Annotated in this window: 18 protein-coding genes; all 18 read left to right on the top strand. The window is 35.4% G+C overall.

Annotated elements, in window-relative coordinates; translation table 11 throughout:
• Positions 1 to 16: 16 nt before the first annotated feature.
• The 18 genes from truB (at position 17) to J6D32_RS04535 (ending at position 22,049) form a co-directional block, all read left to right on the top strand.
• Positions 17 to 919: a tRNA pseudouridine(55) synthase TruB gene (truB, locus tag J6D32_RS04620; protein WP_006783322.1), complete on the top strand. Its 903-nt coding sequence runs from the start codon at positions 17 to 19 to the stop codon at positions 917 to 919.
• Positions 920 to 931: 12 nt separating this feature from the next.
• A complete protein-coding gene (locus J6D32_RS04615; protein WP_009607661.1) occupies positions 932 to 1,849 on the top strand; it encodes a bifunctional riboflavin kinase/FAD synthetase in 918 nt (305 codons plus the stop codon).
• A gap of 116 nt (positions 1,850 to 1,965) precedes the next feature.
• A complete protein-coding gene (gene rpsO / locus J6D32_RS04610) occupies positions 1,966 to 2,235 on the top strand; it encodes a 30S ribosomal protein S15 (protein WP_006783324.1) in 270 nt (89 codons plus the stop codon).
• Positions 2,236 to 2,496: 261 nt separating this feature from the next.
• Entirely contained in the window at positions 2,497 to 4,602 is a 2,106-nt protein-coding gene (pnp, locus tag J6D32_RS04605) for a polyribonucleotide nucleotidyltransferase (protein WP_006783325.1), read from the top strand.
• A 160-nt stretch (positions 4,603 to 4,762) separates the two neighbouring features.
• Positions 4,763 to 5,698, top strand: coding sequence for a polysaccharide deacetylase family protein (locus J6D32_RS04600; protein ID WP_006783326.1), 936 nt, complete (start codon positions 4,763 to 4,765; stop codon positions 5,696 to 5,698).
• 144 nt (positions 5,699 to 5,842) lie between these two features.
• Positions 5,843 to 6,301: a hypothetical protein gene (locus tag J6D32_RS04595; RefSeq protein ID WP_287467357.1), complete on the top strand. Its 459-nt coding sequence runs from the start codon at positions 5,843 to 5,845 to the stop codon at positions 6,299 to 6,301.
• On the top strand, positions 6,262 to 6,672 hold the full coding sequence (locus tag J6D32_RS04590) for a hypothetical protein (RefSeq protein ID WP_287467356.1): 411 nt from the start codon (positions 6,262 to 6,264) through the stop codon (positions 6,670 to 6,672). Before J6D32_RS04595 ends, J6D32_RS04590 begins: the two co-directional genes overlap by 40 nt.
• 3 nt (positions 6,673 to 6,675) lie before the next feature.
• On the top strand, positions 6,676 to 7,713 hold the full coding sequence (locus tag J6D32_RS04585) for an aspartate-semialdehyde dehydrogenase (protein ID WP_006783328.1): 1,038 nt from the start codon (positions 6,676 to 6,678) through the stop codon (positions 7,711 to 7,713).
• 1 nt (position 7,714) lies between these two features.
• Positions 7,715 to 8,752 (top strand): aspartate kinase, encoded by a 1,038-nt coding sequence (locus tag J6D32_RS04580; RefSeq protein ID WP_009607676.1) that lies wholly within the window; start codon positions 7,715 to 7,717, stop codon positions 8,750 to 8,752.
• Between the two features lie 19 nt (positions 8,753 to 8,771).
• Positions 8,772 to 9,653, top strand: a complete 882-nt coding sequence (dapA, locus tag J6D32_RS04575) for a 4-hydroxy-tetrahydrodipicolinate synthase (protein WP_055164859.1) — start codon at positions 8,772 to 8,774, stop codon at positions 9,651 to 9,653.
• Positions 9,654 to 10,210: 557 nt separating this feature from the next.
• Positions 10,211 to 11,962 (top strand): ribonuclease J, encoded by a 1,752-nt coding sequence (locus J6D32_RS04570; RefSeq protein ID WP_006783331.1) that lies wholly within the window; start codon positions 10,211 to 10,213, stop codon positions 11,960 to 11,962.
• 142 nt (positions 11,963 to 12,104) lie between these two features.
• Positions 12,105 to 14,417 (top strand): FtsK/SpoIIIE family DNA translocase, encoded by a 2,313-nt coding sequence (locus J6D32_RS04565; protein WP_006783332.1) that lies wholly within the window; start codon positions 12,105 to 12,107, stop codon positions 14,415 to 14,417.
• A gap of 125 nt (positions 14,418 to 14,542) precedes the next feature.
• Entirely contained in the window at positions 14,543 to 15,691 is a 1,149-nt protein-coding gene (locus tag J6D32_RS04560; RefSeq protein WP_006783333.1) for a BMP family lipoprotein, read from the top strand.
• Positions 15,692 to 15,815: 124 nt separating this feature from the next.
• Positions 15,816 to 16,913 (top strand): BMP family lipoprotein, encoded by a 1,098-nt coding sequence (locus tag J6D32_RS04555; RefSeq protein WP_006783334.1) that lies wholly within the window; start codon positions 15,816 to 15,818, stop codon positions 16,911 to 16,913.
• Between the two features lie 259 nt (positions 16,914 to 17,172).
• Positions 17,173 to 18,297, top strand: coding sequence for a BMP family lipoprotein (locus tag J6D32_RS04550; RefSeq protein WP_006783335.1), 1,125 nt, complete (start codon positions 17,173 to 17,175; stop codon positions 18,295 to 18,297).
• Between the two features lie 175 nt (positions 18,298 to 18,472).
• Positions 18,473 to 20,002: an ABC transporter ATP-binding protein gene (locus J6D32_RS04545; protein ID WP_006783336.1), complete on the top strand. Its 1,530-nt coding sequence runs from the start codon at positions 18,473 to 18,475 to the stop codon at positions 20,000 to 20,002.
• The gene (locus J6D32_RS04540; RefSeq protein WP_006783337.1) at positions 20,002 to 21,099 is read left to right on the top strand and encodes an ABC transporter permease; all 1,098 of its coding nucleotides are present in this window, start codon (positions 20,002 to 20,004) and stop codon (positions 21,097 to 21,099) included. The genes J6D32_RS04545 and J6D32_RS04540 overlap by 1 nt, the downstream gene beginning before the upstream one ends.
• Positions 21,099 to 22,049, top strand: a complete 951-nt coding sequence (locus J6D32_RS04535; RefSeq protein WP_006783338.1) for an ABC transporter permease — start codon at positions 21,099 to 21,101, stop codon at positions 22,047 to 22,049. Before J6D32_RS04540 ends, J6D32_RS04535 begins: the two co-directional genes overlap by 1 nt.
• The last annotated feature ends 3 nt before the right edge of the window (positions 22,050 to 22,052 follow it).

Genomic DNA, 22,052 nt, shown 5'->3' with positions numbered 1-22,052 from the left:
ATAATGAGGTGAAGGCATGGATGGCGTATTGTTATTAGATAAACCAGCAGGAATGACATCACATGATTGTGTTAATATTGTCCGTAAAGTGCTAAAGACAAAAAAAGTAGGGCATACAGGAACACTTGACCCAAGTGTAACCGGGGTTTTACCACTTTGCATCGGTCGTGCAACTAAAATTTCGCAATTTTTAACGGCAAATGAAAAAGAATATTTGGGTGAGGTGACGATTGGTTTTTCAACGACGACCGAAGATGCAGATGGGGAAGTCGTTGAGTCGAAACCCATTCATCGTCAGATTACAAAAGAAGAAGTTAAAGCGGTATTAAAATCAATGTTAGGAACGAGTATTCAAGTTCCTCCTATGTATTCAGCGGTTAAGGTCAATGGAAAAAAACTATATGAATATGCAAGAGCAGGGCAAACGGTTGAACGACCTCGTCGTGAAGTGACGATTTATGAATTAGAATTACTTGGAGAGGTTATTCAAGATGAGCAAACGGGTTGTGTGAAATTTAGTTTCCGTGTCAAAGGAAGTAAAGGGTTATTCGTTCGAACAGTAGCCGTAACGATTGGTGAAAAGCTAGGATATCCAGCTCATATGTCACACCTTCGACGTATTGCATCTGGTGTTTTTAAAATTTCAGATTGTTTATCGATCGATCAATTAAAAGAAAAGGTTGAGCATCAGTCCTTAAGTTTATTAACGATTGAACAAGCTTTTGAAGATTTTCCAAAGGTAACGGTTGATCACTGGGTTGAAAAGTTAGTTCGAAATGGAGTTCAATTACATCCTGAACAAGTTGGAAATATAGAAACTCCTCAATTTGCAATTTTTAGTCAATCTGGGCAATGTTTAGCCGTGTATGAGAAGCACGAGTCGAAACCAGTCATGAAATCCGTAAGGGGATTCTTTTAGGAAGTGAGTAAAATGAAAGTTTTGAATTTAAATCAAACATCCTTTAATTCAGAAGAGGGATTAAGTGTAGCCTTAGGGTATTTTGATGGTTTACATATTGGGCATCAACTAGTGATTAAAGAAGCGATTGAATATGCTAAAAAAAATGGATTAAAAAGTGCTGTGATGACCTTTTCACCTAATCCAAATGTGATCTTGAAAAAATTAAGTTCTGAACACTTGATAACCCCACCAACTGAAAAAGTTCGTTTATTAACGGAACTTGGAGTTGATTATTTAATGATTTTAACTTTTAATGAAGAGTTGGCATCACTTAGAGCGATAGATTTTATTGAACGTTATTTAGTTAAGACGAAGGTAGAGCACGTTTCGACCGGCTTTGATTTTCGATTTGGAAAGAAGGGAGAAGGTTCAGTGGAGTTACTTCGACAATACCCAGAAAAATTCAGCTTAAATGTAACGGATAAAAAAGAAATTGAAGGAGAAAAAATCGGAGCAACTGAAATCAAGTCTTACTTAGCTGTTGGAAATATTGAAAAAGCAAATGAAATGCTTGGAAGACCGTATACGCTTTGTGGAACAGTGATTAGTGGACAACAAAAGGGAAGACAAATTGGTTTCCCAACTGCAAATGTCGCAACGACTGAAGCCTATATTATTCCTAAAAATGGAGTTTATGCCGTTAGAGTTTGGGTGAAGGGGCAATCTTATGCTGGAATGTGTAATATCGGCCATAATCCAACGTTTAATTTTATCGATAATGTGTCGGTTGAAGTTCATATTTTAGATTTTAATCAAGATATTTATGGTCAAGAAATGAAGGTTGAATTTTATCATCGTCTTCGTGATGAAGAACGTTTTTCTTCCATTGAAGCCTTGATGACACAGTTAAATCATGATCGTAAAACGGTCAGAGGATATTTCAAATAGGACTTGAATTAATTTAAAATTATGATACAATAAAAAAGTCCTTATTCTATGCTTTTAGCTCCTCCAGCGATTTGCTTGGTATAAGGCGTATGAAAAAATATTAGGAGGTAATAGTAATGGCTATTTCTAAAACAGAAAAACAAGAAATCATCAAAGCTTATGCAGTACACGAAGGAGATACAGGTTCTCCAGAAGTACAAATCGCAGTTTTAACGGCTGAAATCAACCGTTTAAACGGACACTTAAAAGAGCACAAACATGACCACCATTCACGTCGTGGATTATTACGTATGGTTGGTAAACGTCGTAACTTATTAACTTACTTACGTAACAAAGACATCAACCGTTACGCTTCATTAATCGAGCGTTTAGGATTACGTCGATAATAAAAGAGGAACCTTCGGTAGAAGGTTCTTTTTTTTATGATCACCGTATGTCATAACTCGTGATAATTTAATAAGCAGTTGAGAATAATAAAATTGTCTAGATTGAAGTAAAAAGGCAGAATAAAACACTTTTAAAACAAAAAAAAGACGAACTTGGCAAATTAGGGATGATTATGAAAAAAATTATTTCGTAAAATTATTTGCTTATGGTATGATAGAAAAGAATAAATATAAATGTAGAATATGAAGGAGTAATATAATATGTCAGAGAAACACGTTTATTCGTTTGAACTGGCTGGTCGTCCCCTTTCATTTGAAATTGGGGAATTGGCAAAGCAAGCGAATGCTTCGGTTTTAGTACGCTATGGTGACACAGTTGTCTTATCAACTTGTGTTGCTTCAAAAGAACCTAAAGATATAGATTTTTTCCCATTAACAATTGGATATGAAGAGCGCCTTTATGCTGTTGGAAAAGTACCAGGTGGATTTATTAAACGTGAAGGACGCCCAAGTGAGCATGCTGTTTTATCAGGACGTTTAATTGACCGTCCAATTCGTCCTTTATTCCCAGATGGATTCCGTAACGATGTCCAAGTGATTAACTATGTAATGAGTGTTGATCACGATAATTCGCCTGCCATTGCAGCGATGATTGGATCATCATTGTCTTTATCAATTTCAGATATTCCATTTGAAGGACCGATTGCGGGAGTTGTTGTAGGTCGCGTAGATGGAAAATTTATTATTAATCCAACCGTAGAGGAATTAGAGAAGTCAGATATTGATTTAACGGTTGCTGGAACAAAAGATGCGATCAACATGGTTGAAGCTGGAGCAAAAGAAGTTCCAGAAGAAGATATGTTAGAGGCGATTATGTTTGGTCATGAGATGATTAAACAAATTGTTGCTTTCCAAGAGCAAATTGTGGCTGAAATTGGACAACCGAAAATGGATTTAAACCTATATGAAGTGGATGCGACGATTAATGCACGTGTTCGTGAAATGGCAGAAGCAGACATGCTAGCCGCGATTCAAGTCGTTGAAAAACATGCGCGCCAAGAAGCAATTGACGCCGTTAATGCACGTGTTTTAGACGTATTCGAATCAGAAGAAGCAAGTGACAAAGAATTAAAGCAAGTAAAAGAAGTTTTAAATAAAATTGTAAAAGAAGAAGTCCGTCGCTTAATTACTGATGAAAAAGTACGTCCAGATGGTCGTAAGATTGATGAAATTCGTCCATTATCTTCACGTGTTGATTTATTACCACGTACACATGGATCAGCGTTGTTTACACGTGGACAAACGCAAGCTTTATCAGTTTGTACATTAGGTGCCTTAAATGAGCATCAAATGTTAGATGGATTAGAAGTAGAAGAAACAAAACGTTTTATGCACCATTATAATTTCCCTCCATTCTCTGTAGGAGAGACAGGGCGTTACGGGGCACCAGGTCGTCGAGAGATTGGACATGGTGCATTAGGAGAGCGCGCATTAAAACAAGTCATGCCTTCTGAAAAAGACTTCCCATATACAGTTCGTTTAGTATCAGAAGTCTTAGAATCAAATGGATCGACATCACAAGCTTCAATTTGTGCTTCCACAATGGCCTTAATGGCAGCTGGAGTTCCGATTAAAGCACCAGTTGCTGGGATTGCGATGGGATTAGTTAAAAAAGGTGAAAATTACACCGTTTTAACTGATATTCAAGGAATGGAAGATCATTTAGGAGATATGGACTTTAAAGTGGCTGGAACAGCTAAAGGGGTAACAGCTCTTCAAATGGATATTAAAATTGAAGGGTTAAATCGTCAAATTTTAGAAGAAGCCTTACAACAGGCAAAAGTTGGACGTATGCAAATTCTTAACCATATGTTAGGGACTATTTCTGAAACGCGTGAAGAACTATCTGCATTTGCACCAAAAATTAAAGTCATTACAATTAAAGTTGATAAAATCCGCGATGTCATCGGCCCTGGTGGAAAACAAATCAATGAAATTATTGATAAAACAGGTGTTAAAATTGATATTGAGCAAGATGGAACAGTTTACATCTTACATGACAACTCACAAAACATTAATCAAGCCGTTGCAATGATTGAAGATATTGTTCGTGAAGTTGAAGTCGGTAAAATTTATTTAGGTAAGGTGGTACGAATCGAAAAATTCGGTGCCTTTGTTGAAATTTTCCCAGGACAAGATGGATTAGTTCATATCTCTCAATTGGCTGAAGAACGTGTTGCTAAAACAGAAGATGTTGTAGCTATTGGTGATGAAATCTTAGTTAAAGTAACAGAAGTGGATGAGCGTGGTCGTGTTAACTTATCACGTAAAGAAGCAATGAAAGAACAAGCGGCAGAGCAAGCTTAATCAAAAAGTCCTATTGTAGGGGATACAATAGGACTTTTTTTATTTTTTAAGGTATTTTTAAGAATGTGAAAAAATAATTTGAGTATAGGTTAACTTTATTTTGGGTAAAATGTAAAAGATTTATGTTAAATACTTGTCATAAAATTAGAGGTGTCAGAAAATGAAACAAAATATCGTAACCTTACTCGCCATCGTAGGGTATGTTAGCATTGTGATTAGTTTGAATTTTTTTCAAAAATCATCCCCCGTTGCCAATATGAATGATGAAATTTCCATTCAATTGATGGATTACATGCAAAATCACCGTCAAGATCCGGTTGAACCACGAAAAGATTCTGTGTTTAAATTTGTTCCGGGATTGATGGGAGCAGAGATAGATTATGAATTATCTTATAATAATATGTTATTAAATGGAAGTTTTGATGAATCTTTACTAATGTGTAAAAGTATCCCTTATCAAAATAGTCCAGAAGATTTTAGAAATGAACCCATTTACAAAGGAAATGAAGAAGGAAATTATGTTTCTTTATTAATAAATGTAGCTTGGGGTGAAGAGGAACTAGATAAAATGATTACGATTTTGGATCGACTAGGGGTAAAAGCAAACTTCTTTGTTGAAGGTCGTTATGCTGAAAAACATAAAAATCAGGTTTCTAAATTATATACAGATGGACATTTAATTGGAAATCATTCGTATTCTCATCCCTCAAAATGGGGAGGATATACATATGAGCAATATGTAGAAGAAATCACGAAAACGAATGACGTGTTATCATCAATTATCAATGAACCAATTGTTTATTTTGCCCCTCCTGGTGGTGAGTTTAATGATCGAACCCTAAAGGCTGCAGCGGATCAATCGATGTATACTATTCTTTGGACAGCAGATACCATTGATTGGATGGGAGGAAGTGCTGATCAAATGATTAATCGTGTGATGAGTAAGGTTGAACCTGGGACCTTAATCTTAATGCATCCTAAACCTGAAACGGTCATTGCTTTAGAGCCAATGATTAATCAGTTAAAAGAAAAAGGGTATCAATTTAAAACAGTTGATGAAATGGTAGCGGGAACTCGTCCAGAATGTACAAAATAAAAGGTGAAAAAAAGAGTCTAATTTTTAAAATTAGGCTCTTTTTCTTTGAAAGCAATAAGTAGAGAAGAACCTCGATTACTGTCACCACTAGGGGTTAAAAGTCATAAAATACAACGTAAGAAAACTTGAGGTAGGTGATAGATAATGATTTTAATTATTAATAATGATAAGCGAATGAATTACTTAACTGGTTTTATTCGAGAAAGTGGACTTGATTTAGTTGAGTATCATCCGGAATCATTGAGTTTTGATTTTAATATTTTAAAGCAAACTCGTTATTTTATTTTGCCGTTTGGAGGAATTAGTGCAAGTGGGAAAATTGCAAATACCAATTTGCGATTAAGTGAAGAAGTGCTCTTGAGTTTACCCGAAGATTGTACCATTTTAACCCCAATTAAATACCCGAAATTAGTTGAATTGCTTCAAGTTGTCCCTAGAAAATGTGAAGTAATTTTTGACTATGATGAAGTGGCTATTTATAATTCTATTCCAACAGCAGAAGGCGTTATTTTTAATATTATTAAAAACACAGAAATAACGATTCATCAAGCTGAAATATTAGTGTGGCAGGTAGAACAGGTCAAACCATTGCCAGAGATTTGAAAGCGTTAGGTGCGCATGTCACCGTGACCTTTAGAAAGAAAAAAGACGAGGCGAGATTGTTTGAAATGGGATTAACGCCTATTCATATTGATTTAATGGTTGAAGATTTGCAACATTATGATGTGATTGTAAATACTGTTCCAGCTATGGTGTTAGATGAAGAAGCTTTAAATTATGTTCCAAAAGATTGCTATATTATTGATGTAAGTAGTAAACCAGGTGGAGTCGACTTTGATTATGCAAAACAAATCGGAATACAGGCAGAATTGGCTGGATCGCTTCCAAGTATTGTTGCTCCTAAAACAGCAGCTTATTATCTTTTCCGCTTTTTAACCAATTATATTGCGACTGCTGATAAAAAGGGGAGATAAAGAATGAACCGATACGGATATTCGGTTGCGATTGTAGGGGCAAGTGGTGAAGTTGGAAAAAGTATGGTTGAAACATTAGAACGTTATCCTATTCCGGTGACTTCATTAAAGTTATTGGCATCAAGCCGTTCGGCTGGGAAAAGCATGGTATTTAAAGGGCAACCCCTCATCATTGAAGAATTGACGGAAAATTCTTTCGATGGAATCGATCTTGCTTTTTTTAGTGCTGGAGGAAGTGTGTCAGAAAAATTTGCACCGATTGCGGTTTCTAAAGGTGCTGTCGTCATTGATAATACAAGTGCATTTAGAATGCATCAAGATATTCCACTCGTGGTTCCCGAGGTAAATGCAGACGTTTTAACTCATGAAATGAAGTTAATTGCTAATCCAAATTGTTCAACGATTCAATTAGTGGTTGCTTTAAAACCTTTAATGGATGTTTACGGCATTGAATCGGTCAATGTAGCAACTTATCAGGCGATTTCAGGTGCGGGAGCCAAAGCGTTATATGAATATAATCAAGAGTTGGAACAAGATGATTATGTTCCACAAATTTTACCGACCCGATCAGATAAAGTTCATTATCAAATGGCACACAATGTTATTCCCCAGATTGATGTGTTTATGGAGAATGGATACACCAAAGAAGAAATTAAGATGATTAATGAAACACGAAAAATTTTAAGCGATTCAAGTCTTAAGGTCAATGCAACGTGTGCTAGGGTTCCCGTGCGATATGGACATAGTGTTTGTGCGACTGTGAAGCTAAAAGGTCCCGTTCAAAATCGCCAAGAAATTATGGATTTATTCAAAAACTCATCGGATGTCGTCCTTTATGATGAGATTGAATCTCAAAAATATCCGATGGCTTATTATTTAGCGCATCACGATGATGTTTATGTAGGAAGAATACGGAAGGATTTATTTGAAGACGATGTGATTCATCTTTGGATTGTTGCGGATAACATTCTAAAAGGAGCAGCTCTAAATAGTGTTCAAATTGCTTATTATATGCATCGTCATGGATTGTTAGGTGATTGAAATGGATATCGTGGTTTTAAAGTTTGGTGGAACTTCAGTTTGTGATGAAAAAACAAGATATGAGGCATTTAAACATATTAGACGGGAAGTAAATGCTGGATATAGAGTAGTTGTTGTCGTGTCAGCTATGGGGCGAGTTGGAGCCCCCTACGCGACAGATACGTTAAAATCACTCGTTGCTTATCATCTAAGTAAAAAGGAAAGTGATCGTCTTATCTCTTGTGGTGAAGTAATTTCAAGTATTGTGATGTCTGATTTTTTACAACAAGAAGGCTTGAAGGCTTGTGCCTTAGCACCAAATGAGGTTGGAATTAAAACAGACCGAAATTTTAGTAATGCAAATATTGAAAAGGTTGAAACGGATTATTTGTTAAGTCAATTAAAAGAGTATCAAGTAGTGGTTGTACCAGGATTTGTCGGAACCACATCAGAAAATGAAATCACAACGCTTGGTCGAGGTGGAAGTGATACGTCAGCCGTTGCACTCGGAGCAGCCCTCCATGCCGTTTATGTTGATATTTATTCAGATGTTGAAGGTGTTATGACTGCTGATCCAAAATTAGTTAAAAATGCAAGGGTATTAGAGAAAATAAGTTATGATAACTTAATTGCATTAGCGGCTAGAGGTGCTAAGGTTATTCATTTAAAGGCAGTTGAACTTGCTAAACAAAATCATGTTAAACTTCGACTTCGATCAACAACAGCCGATCATATTGGAACTTATGTCGTAGAAGAGGAAATTAGTAGTATTAGTCTAGCTTATAAAACGGGTTATACTCGCTATGAATTAGTAGGGGTGACCACTCCTATTAATTGTCAGCCACTTACTAAACACGGACTTTATTGGTATGCTTCCAGTCAAGATGAGAAAGTCGTAGAAGACTACTTAACAGAAAATAAAATTAGTTATCAAAAAGAGGAAAATTATGTGCGAGTCAGTTTGATTAATCAACAACGTTCGCCTAAAGAAGAAACATACTATGTGAGTGCAATGAAACTTGAGGATACTCTTAATTTCTTGCACTGTAACTTAACTTAATGAGAAGGATGTGAGAAGAATGAATAGTTTTGGTCCGGTTATTACGGCAATGGTTACACCTTTTGATGAATATAATCAGCTCAATGTTGGTAGCTTAAGAAAACTGATTATTCATTTATTAAAACACGGATCAACCAGTCTAGTCATTACAGGGACAACAGGGGAAGCCCCAACATTAACAGCAATTGAACGTTTGCGTATTTGGGAAACAGCAGTTGATTTTGCAGGCGGAAGTGTCCCTATTATTTGTGGTGTTGGAACTAATAATACGAAAACAACGATTCATAATGTTAAATTAGCAGAAGAAATTGGTGCTGATGGTGTTTTGGTGGTTACTCCATATTATAATAAACCAAATAAAATTGGCTTATTAACGCATTATAAAGAAGTGGCAAATTCAACAGATTTACCTATTATTTTATACAATATTCCATCGCGTACGGGGGTTAGTTTAGATTTAGAAACCATTTTGGAGTTAGCACAACTTAAAAATGTTGTCGGAATTAAAGATTCAAGCGGTGACTTAACATTATTAAAACAACTTAAAGAAGTAATGCCTTCCGATTTTGCCTTATATAGTGGCGACGATTCTAATTATTTAGAAGCATTAAAACTTGGAGGAGCTGGGGTTGTTTCAGTTGCTTCACATGTAGCAGGGTTACAAATGAATCAAATCTATAAATTATTTAAAGAAGGAAAATTAGAAGAGGCGGAAGCTTTACAAAATAAATTAATGCCACTTTATAAAGGATTGTTTAGTACCACGAATCCGATTCCAATCAAAGCGATTTTAAATCAAATGGGAATGGATGTCGGATCACTTCGTTTACCCCTTGTAGAGATGGATCAGTTTGAGGCATTAGATTTATTTAATGAAATCAAAGATTTGATAGATGAATAAGAATCAAAACGTCTGTTTGAAGTGTGACAGACGTTTTTTCGTATTTTAAAGAGGAAAAAAGCGAATGTTAAATAAAAAAGAAGGATATACTTGTCATTATCTTGCGTTGTGTACTATAATGAATATAGAGATTACGCAGTTTCTTTTAAATGATAATTGAGAGAATTTGACAGACTTATTATCTTACAAGAATGTAAAGAGTAATAAGGATTAGGTCTTTTTCTCAAATTTTAAGTTTATTGATGGGATGCCATGTTTTTTAATTTTTATGAATCATTTTTATTTATTTTAATTTTGAGGGTAGGATATTGTTCGAAGAAATAGAACTAATTTAAGATTGAGAACAAAACCTATTGATATTGACGTTTAGGAAAGTAATTCAAAAATAACATTAAGCATCTTCAAAATAAGTAAACGTACTTTAGAAGGAATTGTACATTTGAAGTCCCATGAGAAGAGGACAGGATTGTGATTTAAAACCATTTATTTAAAAGTTAAAAGCAAAAAAACGTCCGTTACAACGAAATGCTTTAACGTTAATTCAAGATATAAAGGAGGTGAATCGTTGTCAAAAATGTAACCTGTTATCAAGTGATAGCAGTTTTGATAGCGATAAAAATGTGTCATCAGTAGTTGAACAAAAAATCAAAGTATTTGCATTAGGCGGATTAGATGAAAACGGAAAAAATTTATATGTGGTAGAAGTAAATGATAAAATATTTGTTTTAGATGCAGGGTTGAAATATCCAACTGAAGATTTGCTGGGTGTTGATGCGGTAATTCCAGATTTTACTTATTTAAAAGAGAATGTGTCACGTGTACAAGGGATTTTCTTATCACATGGGCATGAAGATCACATCGGGGCCTTACCTCAATTATTGAGTTTGATTAATGTTCCAATTTATGGGACACGCTTAACGATGGCATTAGTAGAAGATTCACTTAGTGAAAATGGACTTGATTTTAAAAACTATAAATTATATAAAATTCGAGAAAATAACGAGCTATTTTTTGGAGATATAAAAGTCACATTCTTCAAAACAACTCACAGCATTCCAGATTCTGTTGCGATTTGTATTCATACAACAGATGGAGTGATTGTATATACGTCTGATTTTACATTCGATCAAAGTGCTAAGGGGCGTTATCAAACTAATTATGCACGTATTTCTGAAATTTCAAAGGAAGGTGTTCTTTGTTTATTATCGGAGAGTATCAATGCCGAAAAATCAGGGCATACAAGTACAGGCAGTTCTTTAACTTATGAATTAGAAGAAGCTTTTTCACGTGCTGAGGGGCGCATTATTTGTTCGCTTTATTCATCGGATTTACATCGTATTCAATTAGTGATTGATTTAGCGATTCAAAATGGACGTAAGATTGCCATTATTGGACGTAAGATGCAACGTATTGTTGATATTTCGGTTAAACTTGGTTATTTGCGAATTCCGAAATCTGCGCTCATGAATTTACTGTATATCGATGAAAAAAATGATAATAATCTGTCTAATCTTGTTGTTTTAGCAACTGGAAATCGCTACGAACCATTTAATGCCTTGATTCGCATGGCAAAACATCAGGATCGTTTAATTCATATTGAAAAAAGTGATACGGTTATTGTGGCAACTGCTCCTATTCCAGGAAATGAAATTAAAGCAGCTCGCACACTAGATTTATTATACCGTACAGGGGCAAGTGTGGTTGCGATTAATAAAAATTTATTACCTTCTTCTCACGCAAGTAGTGAAGATTTGAAATTAATGATGAACTTATTAAAACCACAATACATTATGCCTGTTATTGGAGAATATCGTAATTTAGTCGCTCATGCTAAAATTGCTGAGAAAATGGGATATAATACAGAAAATGTTATTTTGTTAGATAATGGTGATGTGGTTGAATTTCAACAAGGTGAATTAGTTAATCATACGGAACATATTCAAATTGATCAAGTATTAGTTGATGGATTGGGCGTGGGTGATATCGGAAGTGTGGTCTTACGTGATCGTCAATTAATGGCCAATGATGGAATTATTGTGGTGATTGCTAATTTAAATAAAAATACAAAAGAAATTGTCGCAGGACCACAAATTGTGAGTAAAGGATTTGTTTACGAAAAAGGTAATGAAGAGTTATATGCGGCACTTGATGAGTTGGTTCGAAATATTATTGGTCAATTTGTGACAGAACAATATGTAAACTGGCAAGGATTACGTCAAGAATTACGTGATAAAATTGGGAAGTTATTGTTTAACAAGACAAAACGTAAACCCATTATTATTCCAATTGTAGAAGAATTTAATTTATAATCCAATTGAACAGCTGCCAAACGGCAGCTGTTTTTGACTTAGTTCAAGATTTCTAAAAAAAGAACGTCAGATATTAATGGAAAATTAGGGATTTTATGAGATAATAAGTAAAGTACGATTATGAAGTAATAGAGGGATTATTATGGCACAAAAAAAGAAAGTGAAACAAAAAAAACAAACGTTTGTTACGGATTTATATATTGAGTTAATTGGAATTGGCTTAATCTTATTATCTATTTTAACTCTAGGTCAACTTGGAATTATCGGAACTTTTTTGAAGCGAATTTTCTTATTTGTTTTTGGTGAGTTTTTTTGGGTAGTGGCTCTGGCGATGATTATCAATGGTGGTAAAATGATTTTTAGTCGAAAAGTTCCGACGTTTTTTACGACGCGTCAAATTGGTTACTATTTAATGTTTATTGCTTTTATTTCATTTAGTCATCTCCCGGTTTATCGTGAATTTAATGCACACAATACACCGTTGCTTTCCGGGATGGTTAATTATTATTGGAATAATGATGTCTTAAATACGACCTTTACAGTAGGTGGCGGATTCATTGGATCTGTAATTTATGGGATTTTCGTTCCATTAATGACAGCAATTGGATTATATATTTTATCTTTAGTTATTCTTTGTTATGGAACATTACTCGTCTTTAATTTAACATTTAAAGATGTATATGAAGGAATCAAACTATCTAGACTTGAGTATCGAGAAAAAAGAATGAAAAAAGTAAAAAAAGCAACTAAACCTAAGGTGAAAAAGAGATCCGATCAGGAAGAGATAGAAGAAGAGGCAGAAGAGTTGAATGCGATGATCGACACAACCACTCCTATTTTTGATTTTGAGAATGATGAGGTAACCATTACAACGTTTGATCAAGAGGTTGAATTGCAAGAGGAAGGGGAGGAAGAACTCGAGTTTAAAATTAGTGATTTTGCTGAAAAAATAAAACAGGAAAAAGTAGAACCTCATTCAACGATTGAAACGTTTATGAGTGATGAGAATTACACCCTACCTCCATTAGATTTGCTTGTAGATTATCAACAAACTAATAATTCGCAACGGATGCTGGTTAGTGCAAAAGCACAAGCCAGAAAACTTGAAGACACATTTAAGAATTTTGATGTGAAGGCAAAAGTTCAAGAAGTTCATATCGGACCTGCTGTCACACGATTTGAAATTTTACCAAATGTCGGTGTAAAAGTTAGTAAAATTATTGGCTTAACCGATGATATCGCCTTAGCACTTGCGGCGAAAGGGATTCGAATCGAGGCTCCTATTCCAGGAAAGTCTGCTATTGGGATTGAAGTTCCAAATCCTAAACAAACGCTAGTGACATTTAAGGAGATTGTAAAGGAAGTTCCGCAAAAACAGCAATCAGAAAAACTTTTAATGGTTCTCGGACGAGATATCTCGGGAAAAACAGTGTATTCACCATTAAATAAAATGCCTCACTTACTTGTAGCAGGCGCAACAGGTTCAGGAAAGTCAGTTTGTATTAATACAATTATTTGTAGTATCTTAATGCGTGCGACTCCGAATGAAGTGAAGATGTTAATGATTGACCCGAAAAAGGTAGAGTTAAATGGTTACAATGGGGTTCCACATTTATTAGCACCAGTTGTGACGGATCCACGCCTTGCGTCTCTTGCGTTAAAAAAAGTGGTGACGGAAATGGAATATCGCTATGAATTGTTCAGTGAGAGTGGAACTCGTAATATTGAAGGTTATAATGATTATGTTCGTCATCAAAATGAGACGAATGAAATTAAAAAGACGGTTTTACCATTTGTTGTGGTAATTATTGACGAGTTAGCGGATTTAATGATGGTTGCGTCAAAAGAAGTAGAGGAGTGTATTATGCGATTAACTCAAATGGCACGTGCTGCTGGAATTCATTTGATTATCGCAACACAACGACCATCAGTAGATGTCATTACCGGAGTTATTAAGGCGAATATCCCATCTCGTATTGCGTTCGGTGTTTCATCGGCTGTCGATTCACGTACGATTATTGATATGCCAGGAGCGGAGAAGTTACTCGGAAAAGGGGATATGTTATTTTTACCAATGGGAGCTTCAAATCCAACGCGTGTGCAAGGTGCGTTTATTTCGGATGAAGAAGTTGTTCGAATTGTAGAGTTTATTAAGAATCAAGTCCAACATGAGGAGATTAAACAAGATTTCTTAGAAAATTTAGAACAAGGGCAAAGTGAAAGCAATACGATGGAAGATCCACTGATGAGAGAAGTGTTATCTTATATTATTGAAAGTAAAAAAGTTTCAGCTTCGCTCTTACAAAGACGTTTCCGTATTGGATATAATCGTGCAGCTAGAATTGTGGATGATTTAGAATCGGCAGGATTAATTGGTCCAAGTGAAGGAAGTAAGCCACGTGAGGTCTTGATGTCAGAGGGGCAGTGTCAAGAATTAATGTCGAATTTGAAATAGTTTCATCGTAAAAGCGCCGAGTTGACATTTTTATGTCAGGGGAAAGCATATGATACAAAATATGATTTAATTAGACATAAGAGATGTGATAAAATAAAAGAGTGCTGATGAAAGGGGTTTTATAAATGGGGCTTAATCAAAAGCGAGTGGCGATTGCAACCTTTGCAATGAGTCTTTTGCTTTGTACGGGATGTCAACCATTCAATCAGAGTCTAGGTACATTTCAAACAGGTGAAGAGGAGACGAGCAGTATTAAATTACTACAGCCTATTTCAATTGAGACGGTTAGCGAAGAACAAGAGGATCAACAACCTATGACACGCCAAGTGGTTGAAGTGGCGACGAAATTGAAAGTTGGCTTAGTAGATGATCCCCATCAAGATTTAAATCGTGAATTACTTCAAAAGATAAGTAAGGAATTGAATAGGGAATATCCTGAAATTAAATTTGAAGTGGAAACACCCAAAGAAAATAATGCAAATAGTTATTTAAATACGGTGAATCAATTAATTGCAAGTGGGGCGCAATTGATTTTAATACCGAATTCAACATATGAGAAAGAACTTGAAACCATCATCAATAATTATCCGGATATTGTTTTTTTAACCTTTGACTATTACACGAAGTCATCAAATGTATTTGGAGTTAAATTTCATGAAGAATCTGCAGCCTTTTTAGCAGGAGTCATAGCTGCTTTACAAACGAATACCAATAAGATTGCTTATTTAGGCTATGCAGATGATTCATCAGTAGAGAACAAATATGGTTGTGGATTTATAGCAGGTGCTAAAGCCGTTCGTTCTGATATTGAAGTAACAGAAAAATATATTTTAAAATCAATTTCAACAGTTGATTTAAAGCAGGTCGTTAAAAGCTTGTATGATGATCATCATGATATTGTATTCGAGAGGGTAGGTTCTTTACAACATGATGTCATTGAAGTGGCGAAACAGTATACACAAAATCATCGTCCTGTATGGGTGATAAATTCAGTCATCGATTTATTAGAAGAAGGTCGTCTTTCAAATGGAAACTCAGTGGTATTAACATCCGTTTTGAAAAATGTTGACGTCGCAGTTTCTAATCTTTTAAATGGGTGGTTAACACAAGAATTTACGCTTGGAAATCAGCTCATTTTAGGGCTTGAAAACGGGGGCGTTAGGGTGACCTTAGAAAATGAGCAGTTAGAAGGGAATACTGTTAGTATCGTTCAGGACTATCAGGAAAAAATTATCTCGGGAGAAATTGTCGTTTCAACTGATTTAACTCAATAATTTAAAAAAAGAGGAAGATTGATATCCCCTCTTTTTTTGATGTTTGTGGAAAATAAGTAATAAGTCAGTGAATTTGATGAATAATAAAAGAAGATAAAAAAATGTCATAAAAGGAGGTTCAACTATGAAAAAAAATAGTATAAGCATTCTATTTTTTTTAATACTTAGCTTTGTATTAGTCGCTTGTAACAATTCATCAAAGAGTGAAGAAGCGTTAAAAATTGGAATGTTGATTGACTCGGGAAGCATCGATGATAAGTCGTTTAATCAAGGAACGTGGGAAGGAATCCAACGTTACGTTGAGGATCATGAAGGCGTAAAGGCACAGTTTGTTCAACCGTCAGGCGAAACAACGGAAGATTATGTCACATCAGGTGATAATTTAATCATGGCAGGTAGTAACATTGTCATTGCACCAGGATTTAAATTTGAAGAGGCGATTACGAAATTACAACAAGAAAATCCAGAAGTTAAATTTGTTTTATTAGATGGGCAACCATCTGTAGAAAGTCCTAATACAATGTCTATCTATTTTGCAGAAAATGAAGCTGGATTTTTAGTTGGAATGGCGGCAGCTCTTCAATCTAAAACAGAAAAAGTCGCTTTTATAGGTGGAATGAAAATACCAGCTGTTGAAAAATTTGGAAGAGGCTATGTAGCGGGTGTTGCTTATGCTAATCAATTGTATGGAACGAAGACGATAGTGACTGATTATCAATTTCAAGGGACCTTTTATGATGTACAAGGTGGGCAAATGATGGCCGGAGGCATGTACGATAAAGGGGTGGATATTATCTTCTCAGCGGCAGCTGCCGTTGGAAATGGTGTGATTAATGAGGCCAAAGCACGTACTGAGAATCAGGAAGAGGTGTATGTAATTGGGGTTGATATTGATCAATATGAGGAGGGAAAATTAGGAGATGACCAATCAGTTATCCTAACTTCTGCGATTAAGCGAATTGATAATGCGGCTTATGATGCATTGGATGATATTGCTCAAAGTGAATTTCGTGGTGGAGAGGTGATCATTATGGATGCAAAAGCAAATGGAGTTGGGATTCCTTTAGAAAATCCTAATTTAACAACTGAGACATTAGAAAAAATAGAAGCAGCACTTAACTTGATGAAAAATGATCAGTTAAGTGTTCCTAAGACAGCTGAAGAATTAACAGCCTTTTTAGCTGAGTATCAATATGATGCTAGCCTAATAAATTATAATTAGATCATTTATAAAAGCTTTTAAAGAAAGATTATTCCTTCTTTAAAAGCTTTTATGTTAGGCGCCTATTTTTAGATTGGGAGGAATCATTTTAAAAACATATTCAATGCAATCAACTTAAAACTTAATCGTAGTTTTAAAAAAGAAAAGTAATATTTGGTCTTTTAATACAATTTATACTTAACAAAAAGCGACAAAATATTTACATTAAATAGCTTTTCTGTTAAACTTAAGATGTATAAAATATGAGGAGGCCATACAAATGAAAAAATTACTTTCTATGTTTGCTGTTGCAATGTGTGCTACAGTTGGACTAACTGCTTGTGGAGGAGCAGAAGAAGCAAAAACTGAAACACCTCAAACTGGAAATCAAACGACTGTAAAAGTTGGGATGATGACAGACTCAGGAACCATTGATGACAAATCATTTAACCAAGGAACTTGGGCTGGAATCCAACAATATGCAGCTGATCACACAGGTGTTGAAGTGAAATATGTTCAACCAGGTGGGGAAGCGAAAGAAGACTACTTAAGTGCAGCAGATAATTTAATCATGTCAGGAAATCAAATTATTGTTGCTCCTGGATTCAAATTTGAAGAAGCAATCAACGAATTACAAGTTGCAAACCCAGATACAAAATTCATCATTTTAGATGGACAACCGGCTGAGATGGCTGAAAATACAGTTGCGATTTACTTTGCTGAGCAAGAAGCTGGATTCTTAGCAGGTGTTGCAGCCGCTTTACAAACACAAACAGGAAAAGTTGGATTCATTGGAGGAATGAAAATTCCTGCTGTTGAAAAATTCGGATTCGGATATGTAGCAGGTGTTGCTTACGCGAATGCTACTTATGGATTAGAAGTTGAAGTAGCTGATTATTTATACAATGGAACATTCACTGATGTTCAAGGTGGACAAGCGCAAGCTGGTGGAATGTACGATAAAGGAATCGATATTGTGTTCGTAGCAGCTGGTGGAGTTGGAAATGGTGTTATCAATGAAGCTAAAACTCGTGCAGAAGCTGGTGAAGAAGTTTATGTGATTGGAGTTGACGTAGACCAATATGAAGAAGGTGTCATGTCAAATGGTAAATCTGTTATCTTAACTTCTGCCATCAAACGTATTGATAATGCAGCTTATGAAAACATTGATGCATTTGTAAATGGAAACTTCCCAGGTGGGCAAGTCATCACAATGGATGCTAAAACAAATGGAATTGGATTACCTGAAGTGAATCCAAACTTAACAGAAGATACAACTACCAAAACAAATGAAGTATTCGAAGCTATCAAAGCAGGTACAGTAGTTGCTCCAACTTCTGCAGAAGAATTAGAATTAATGTTAGCAGAATTAGGATATGACGCAAGCAATATTAACTTTAAATAATTCATTTAAATACTATTGATTGTTTGTTAAACGAAGTACGCCTGTTCACAGGCGTACTTTTTTTAAAGTAAATAATAAGAATAGGATTTAACACATACTAAGTAAGAGAGTATACCATGGAGTTCATTATCACCGACATTGGATACGTTATCATAAAAAAGAAAGGGGTTAAATCATGGAATACGTGATTGAAATGTTGAACATCACAAAAGAATTTCCAGGGATTAAAGCCAATGATAATATTACACTGCAAGTTGAACCAGGAGAAATTCATGCCCTTTTAGGAGAAAATGGCGCTGGTAAATCAACACTGATGAGTGTTCTATTTGGACTATATAAGCCAGAAGAAGGATGTATTAAAGTTCGCGGAAAAGAAGTTAAGATTACAGACCCAAATGTCGCAACTGAGTTAGGAATTGGGATGGTCCATCAGCATTTTAAGTTAGTTCATAATTTTACGGTTACCGAAAATATCGTTCTAGGTAATGAACCGAAGCTATTTGGTGGGCGTATCAATATCAAAAAGGCAGCTAAACGTGTAGCTGAATTATCAGAACGTTATAACTTACATGTTGACCCATATGCTAAAATTGAAGATATTTCAGTTGGAATGCAACAACGTGTTGAAATTTTAAAAATGTTATATCGAAATGCTGAAATTTTAATTTTTGATGAGCCAACAGCTGTTTTAACACCACAAGAAATTGAACATTTAATGGAAATTATGCGTCAGTTAACCGCTGAAGGTAAATCTATTATTGTGATTACACATAAATTGAAAGAAATTAAAGCAGTGGCGAAGCATTGTACCATTATCCGAAAAGGAAAAGGGATTGGAACAGTCGTAGTGGCTGATACTTCAGAGCAAGAATTGGCTGATTTAATGGTTGGGCGTCAAGTAACGTTTAAACTAGATAAAGACGCGGCTAAAGTTGGAGCCCCTGTTTTACAAGTTGAAAATCTAACGGTTAAAAACAATCGTGGCGTTTCAGCACTTAAAAATTTATCTTTGACGGTCCATGAAGGTGAAATTTTAGGTGTTGCTGGAATTGAAGGAAATGGTCAAAGTGAATTAATCGAAGCTATTACAGGATTAAAACCTGCTGATTCAGGAATAGTGAAATTAGCTGGAAATGATATTAGTAAATTACCAGTTCGAAAACGTACTGAGGCAGGAATTGGGCACATCCCAGAGGATCGTCATAAGCATGGATTAGTTTTAGATTATTCATTAGAAGATAACTTTATTTTACAAACCTATTATCAGCCCTCATTTAGTAAAGGTGGCTTCCTAAACCGACAAGCTATTCGTGAACAGTCAGAGCAGTTAATTGAACGATTCGATGTTCGCAGTGGACAGGGTAGCACCACTATTACACGTAGTATGTCAGGTGGGAATCAACAAAAGGCAATTATTGCACGTGAAGTAGTTCGTTCACCGAAGTTGTTAATCGCAGCACAACCGACTCGTGGTCTCGATGTAGGAGCTATTGAATATGTTCATCGAGAATTAATTGCAGAACGTGACAAAGGACGTGGCGTTTTACTTATCTCGTTAGAACTTGATGAAATTTTAAATGTTTCAGATCGCGTCGCTGTTATTTATGAAGGTGAAATTGTTGCGATTTTAGAAACAGCCAACACAAATGAAAAAGAAATTGGATTATTAATGGCCGGTGCAGGTAAACAAAGAGGTGAGGAATAATGAAAAAGATTAATTTTAGTCTAGCGGATGACAATGTTCAAAAAAAATTGGCACCTTTTGCTTCTGTTATTCTTGGCTTCATCATTGGATTTATTGTTTTATTATGTTTAGGGTATAACCCAGCAGAAGGATTTTCGTATTTATTCCAAGGTGGATTTAAAGGCATCATGAGTGGAAACTTAAAACAGTTTGGAAATACTTTATTGCAGATGACACCATTAGTTTTAACGGGATTATCAGTGGCATTTGCCTTTAGAACTGGATTATTTAATATTGGGGTTTCAGGTCAAATGTTAGTCGGTGGTTTTGCAGCGGTTTACTGTGGGATTATCCTTGATTTACCTCGTTTTATTCATCTACCAGTGGTGGTGTTAGTCGCGATGTTAGCAGGTGGAGTTTGGGCGATTATCCCAGGTTTATTAAAAGCAAAATTTAAAATTCACGAAGTTGTGACATCAATTATGATGAATTATATTGCACTTTGGATGGTTCAATATGGCGTAACGACATTTATTCCAGGAAAATATAGCACAGAATCTGCAACCATTAGTGAGACAGCATCATTAAAAACGGCTTGGATGACATCACTTTTTGATGGTTCATCGATCAATATTGGATTTATTTTAGCGATTTTGGCTTGCCTTGTTGTTTGGTTAATTTTAGATAAAACGACGTTTGGATATGAATTAAAGGCTGTTGGATTTAATCCAGATGCGGCACATTACGCAGGGATGAAAGTTAAACGTAATATCATTCTTTCAATGATTATTGCCGGATGTTTAGCAGGTCTTGCTGGAGCGACCTATTATGTTGGTTATACGAATCATGTTAAAATTGGTGTTTTACCAACGCAAGGATTTGATGGAATTGCCGTTGCGTTACTTGGATTAAATACACCAATTGGTGTCTTCTTATCTGCTTTCTTATTTGGATTTATGAAGGTAGGAGGAGAATTCATGCAAGCAATGACAGCTGTCCCAAAAGAGTTAATTGATATTATTATTTCAACAATTATTTACTTCTCAGCGATTGCTTTATTAATTCAAAGTTTCTTTAAAAAAGTAGCACCGAAGAGAAAAGATGGAGGTGTTAAATAATGTGGGAATTTATTGTGGCAATGATGCCGTATGCTCTTGCGTTTACAGCACCGATGTTAGTCACAGCATTAGGTGGATTATTTAGTGAACGCAGTGGAGTCGTTAATATTGGATTAGAAGGTTTAATGGTCATTGGGGCTTTCACGACTGCATTTTATATCAATCAAGCTTATCAGGGTAGTGATTCAACGATTTGGATTGGAATTTTACTTGGTGGAGTAGCGGGATGTTTATTCTCTTTATTACATGCGTATGCGAGTATTAATCTTAAGGCCGATCAAGTTATTTCAGGAACTGCTATTAACTTATTAGCACCCGCGCTAACTATTTTCTTAGCACGTACTTTAACAGGATCTCAAAATATTAGTATCCTCAAAGGTGTCTCACGTTTTGATGCCCCAATCTTATCGGATATTCCTATTATTGGACCTTTATTCTTTAGCAAGATGTATTTAACCACTTTTATTGTATTAGGATTAGTGGTTTTAACTTGGTATATTGTCTTTAAAACATCTTTTGGATTACGTCTGCGCGCGTGTGGAGAACATCCACAAGCAGCTGATTCAATGGGGATTAATGTTTATAAAATGCGTTATTTTGGTGTGTTAGCATCTGGATTCCTATCGGGAATCGGAGGCGCTTTAATTATTGTTACCACATCTGGAGAATTTAACGGATCGGTTGCAGGGCTTGGATTCTTAGCATTAGCAGCTTTAATTTTTGGTAAATGGAATCCATGGACCGTATTATTCGCTTCGTTCTTCTTTGGATTTATGAAAACATTAGGGCAATTAGCTTTAATTAATGATACGTTAAAATCATTTGAAATTCCGATGGAGTTTTATAACGCGTTACCATATGTGATGACATTAGTCGCTTTAGTTGTATTTAGTCGTAATATTGTCGGACCAAAGGCAGCTGGGGAACCTTACGATAAAGGAAAACGTTAAAAT

This window comes from Turicibacter sp., assembly GCF_017941855.1.
GTDB classification, from domain to species: domain Bacteria; phylum Bacillota_I; class Bacilli_A; order MOL361; family Turicibacteraceae; genus Turicibacter; species Turicibacter sanguinis.
Note: the sequence above shows the minus strand (reverse complement) of the source record. Positions and strands in the feature narration are given on the sequence as shown.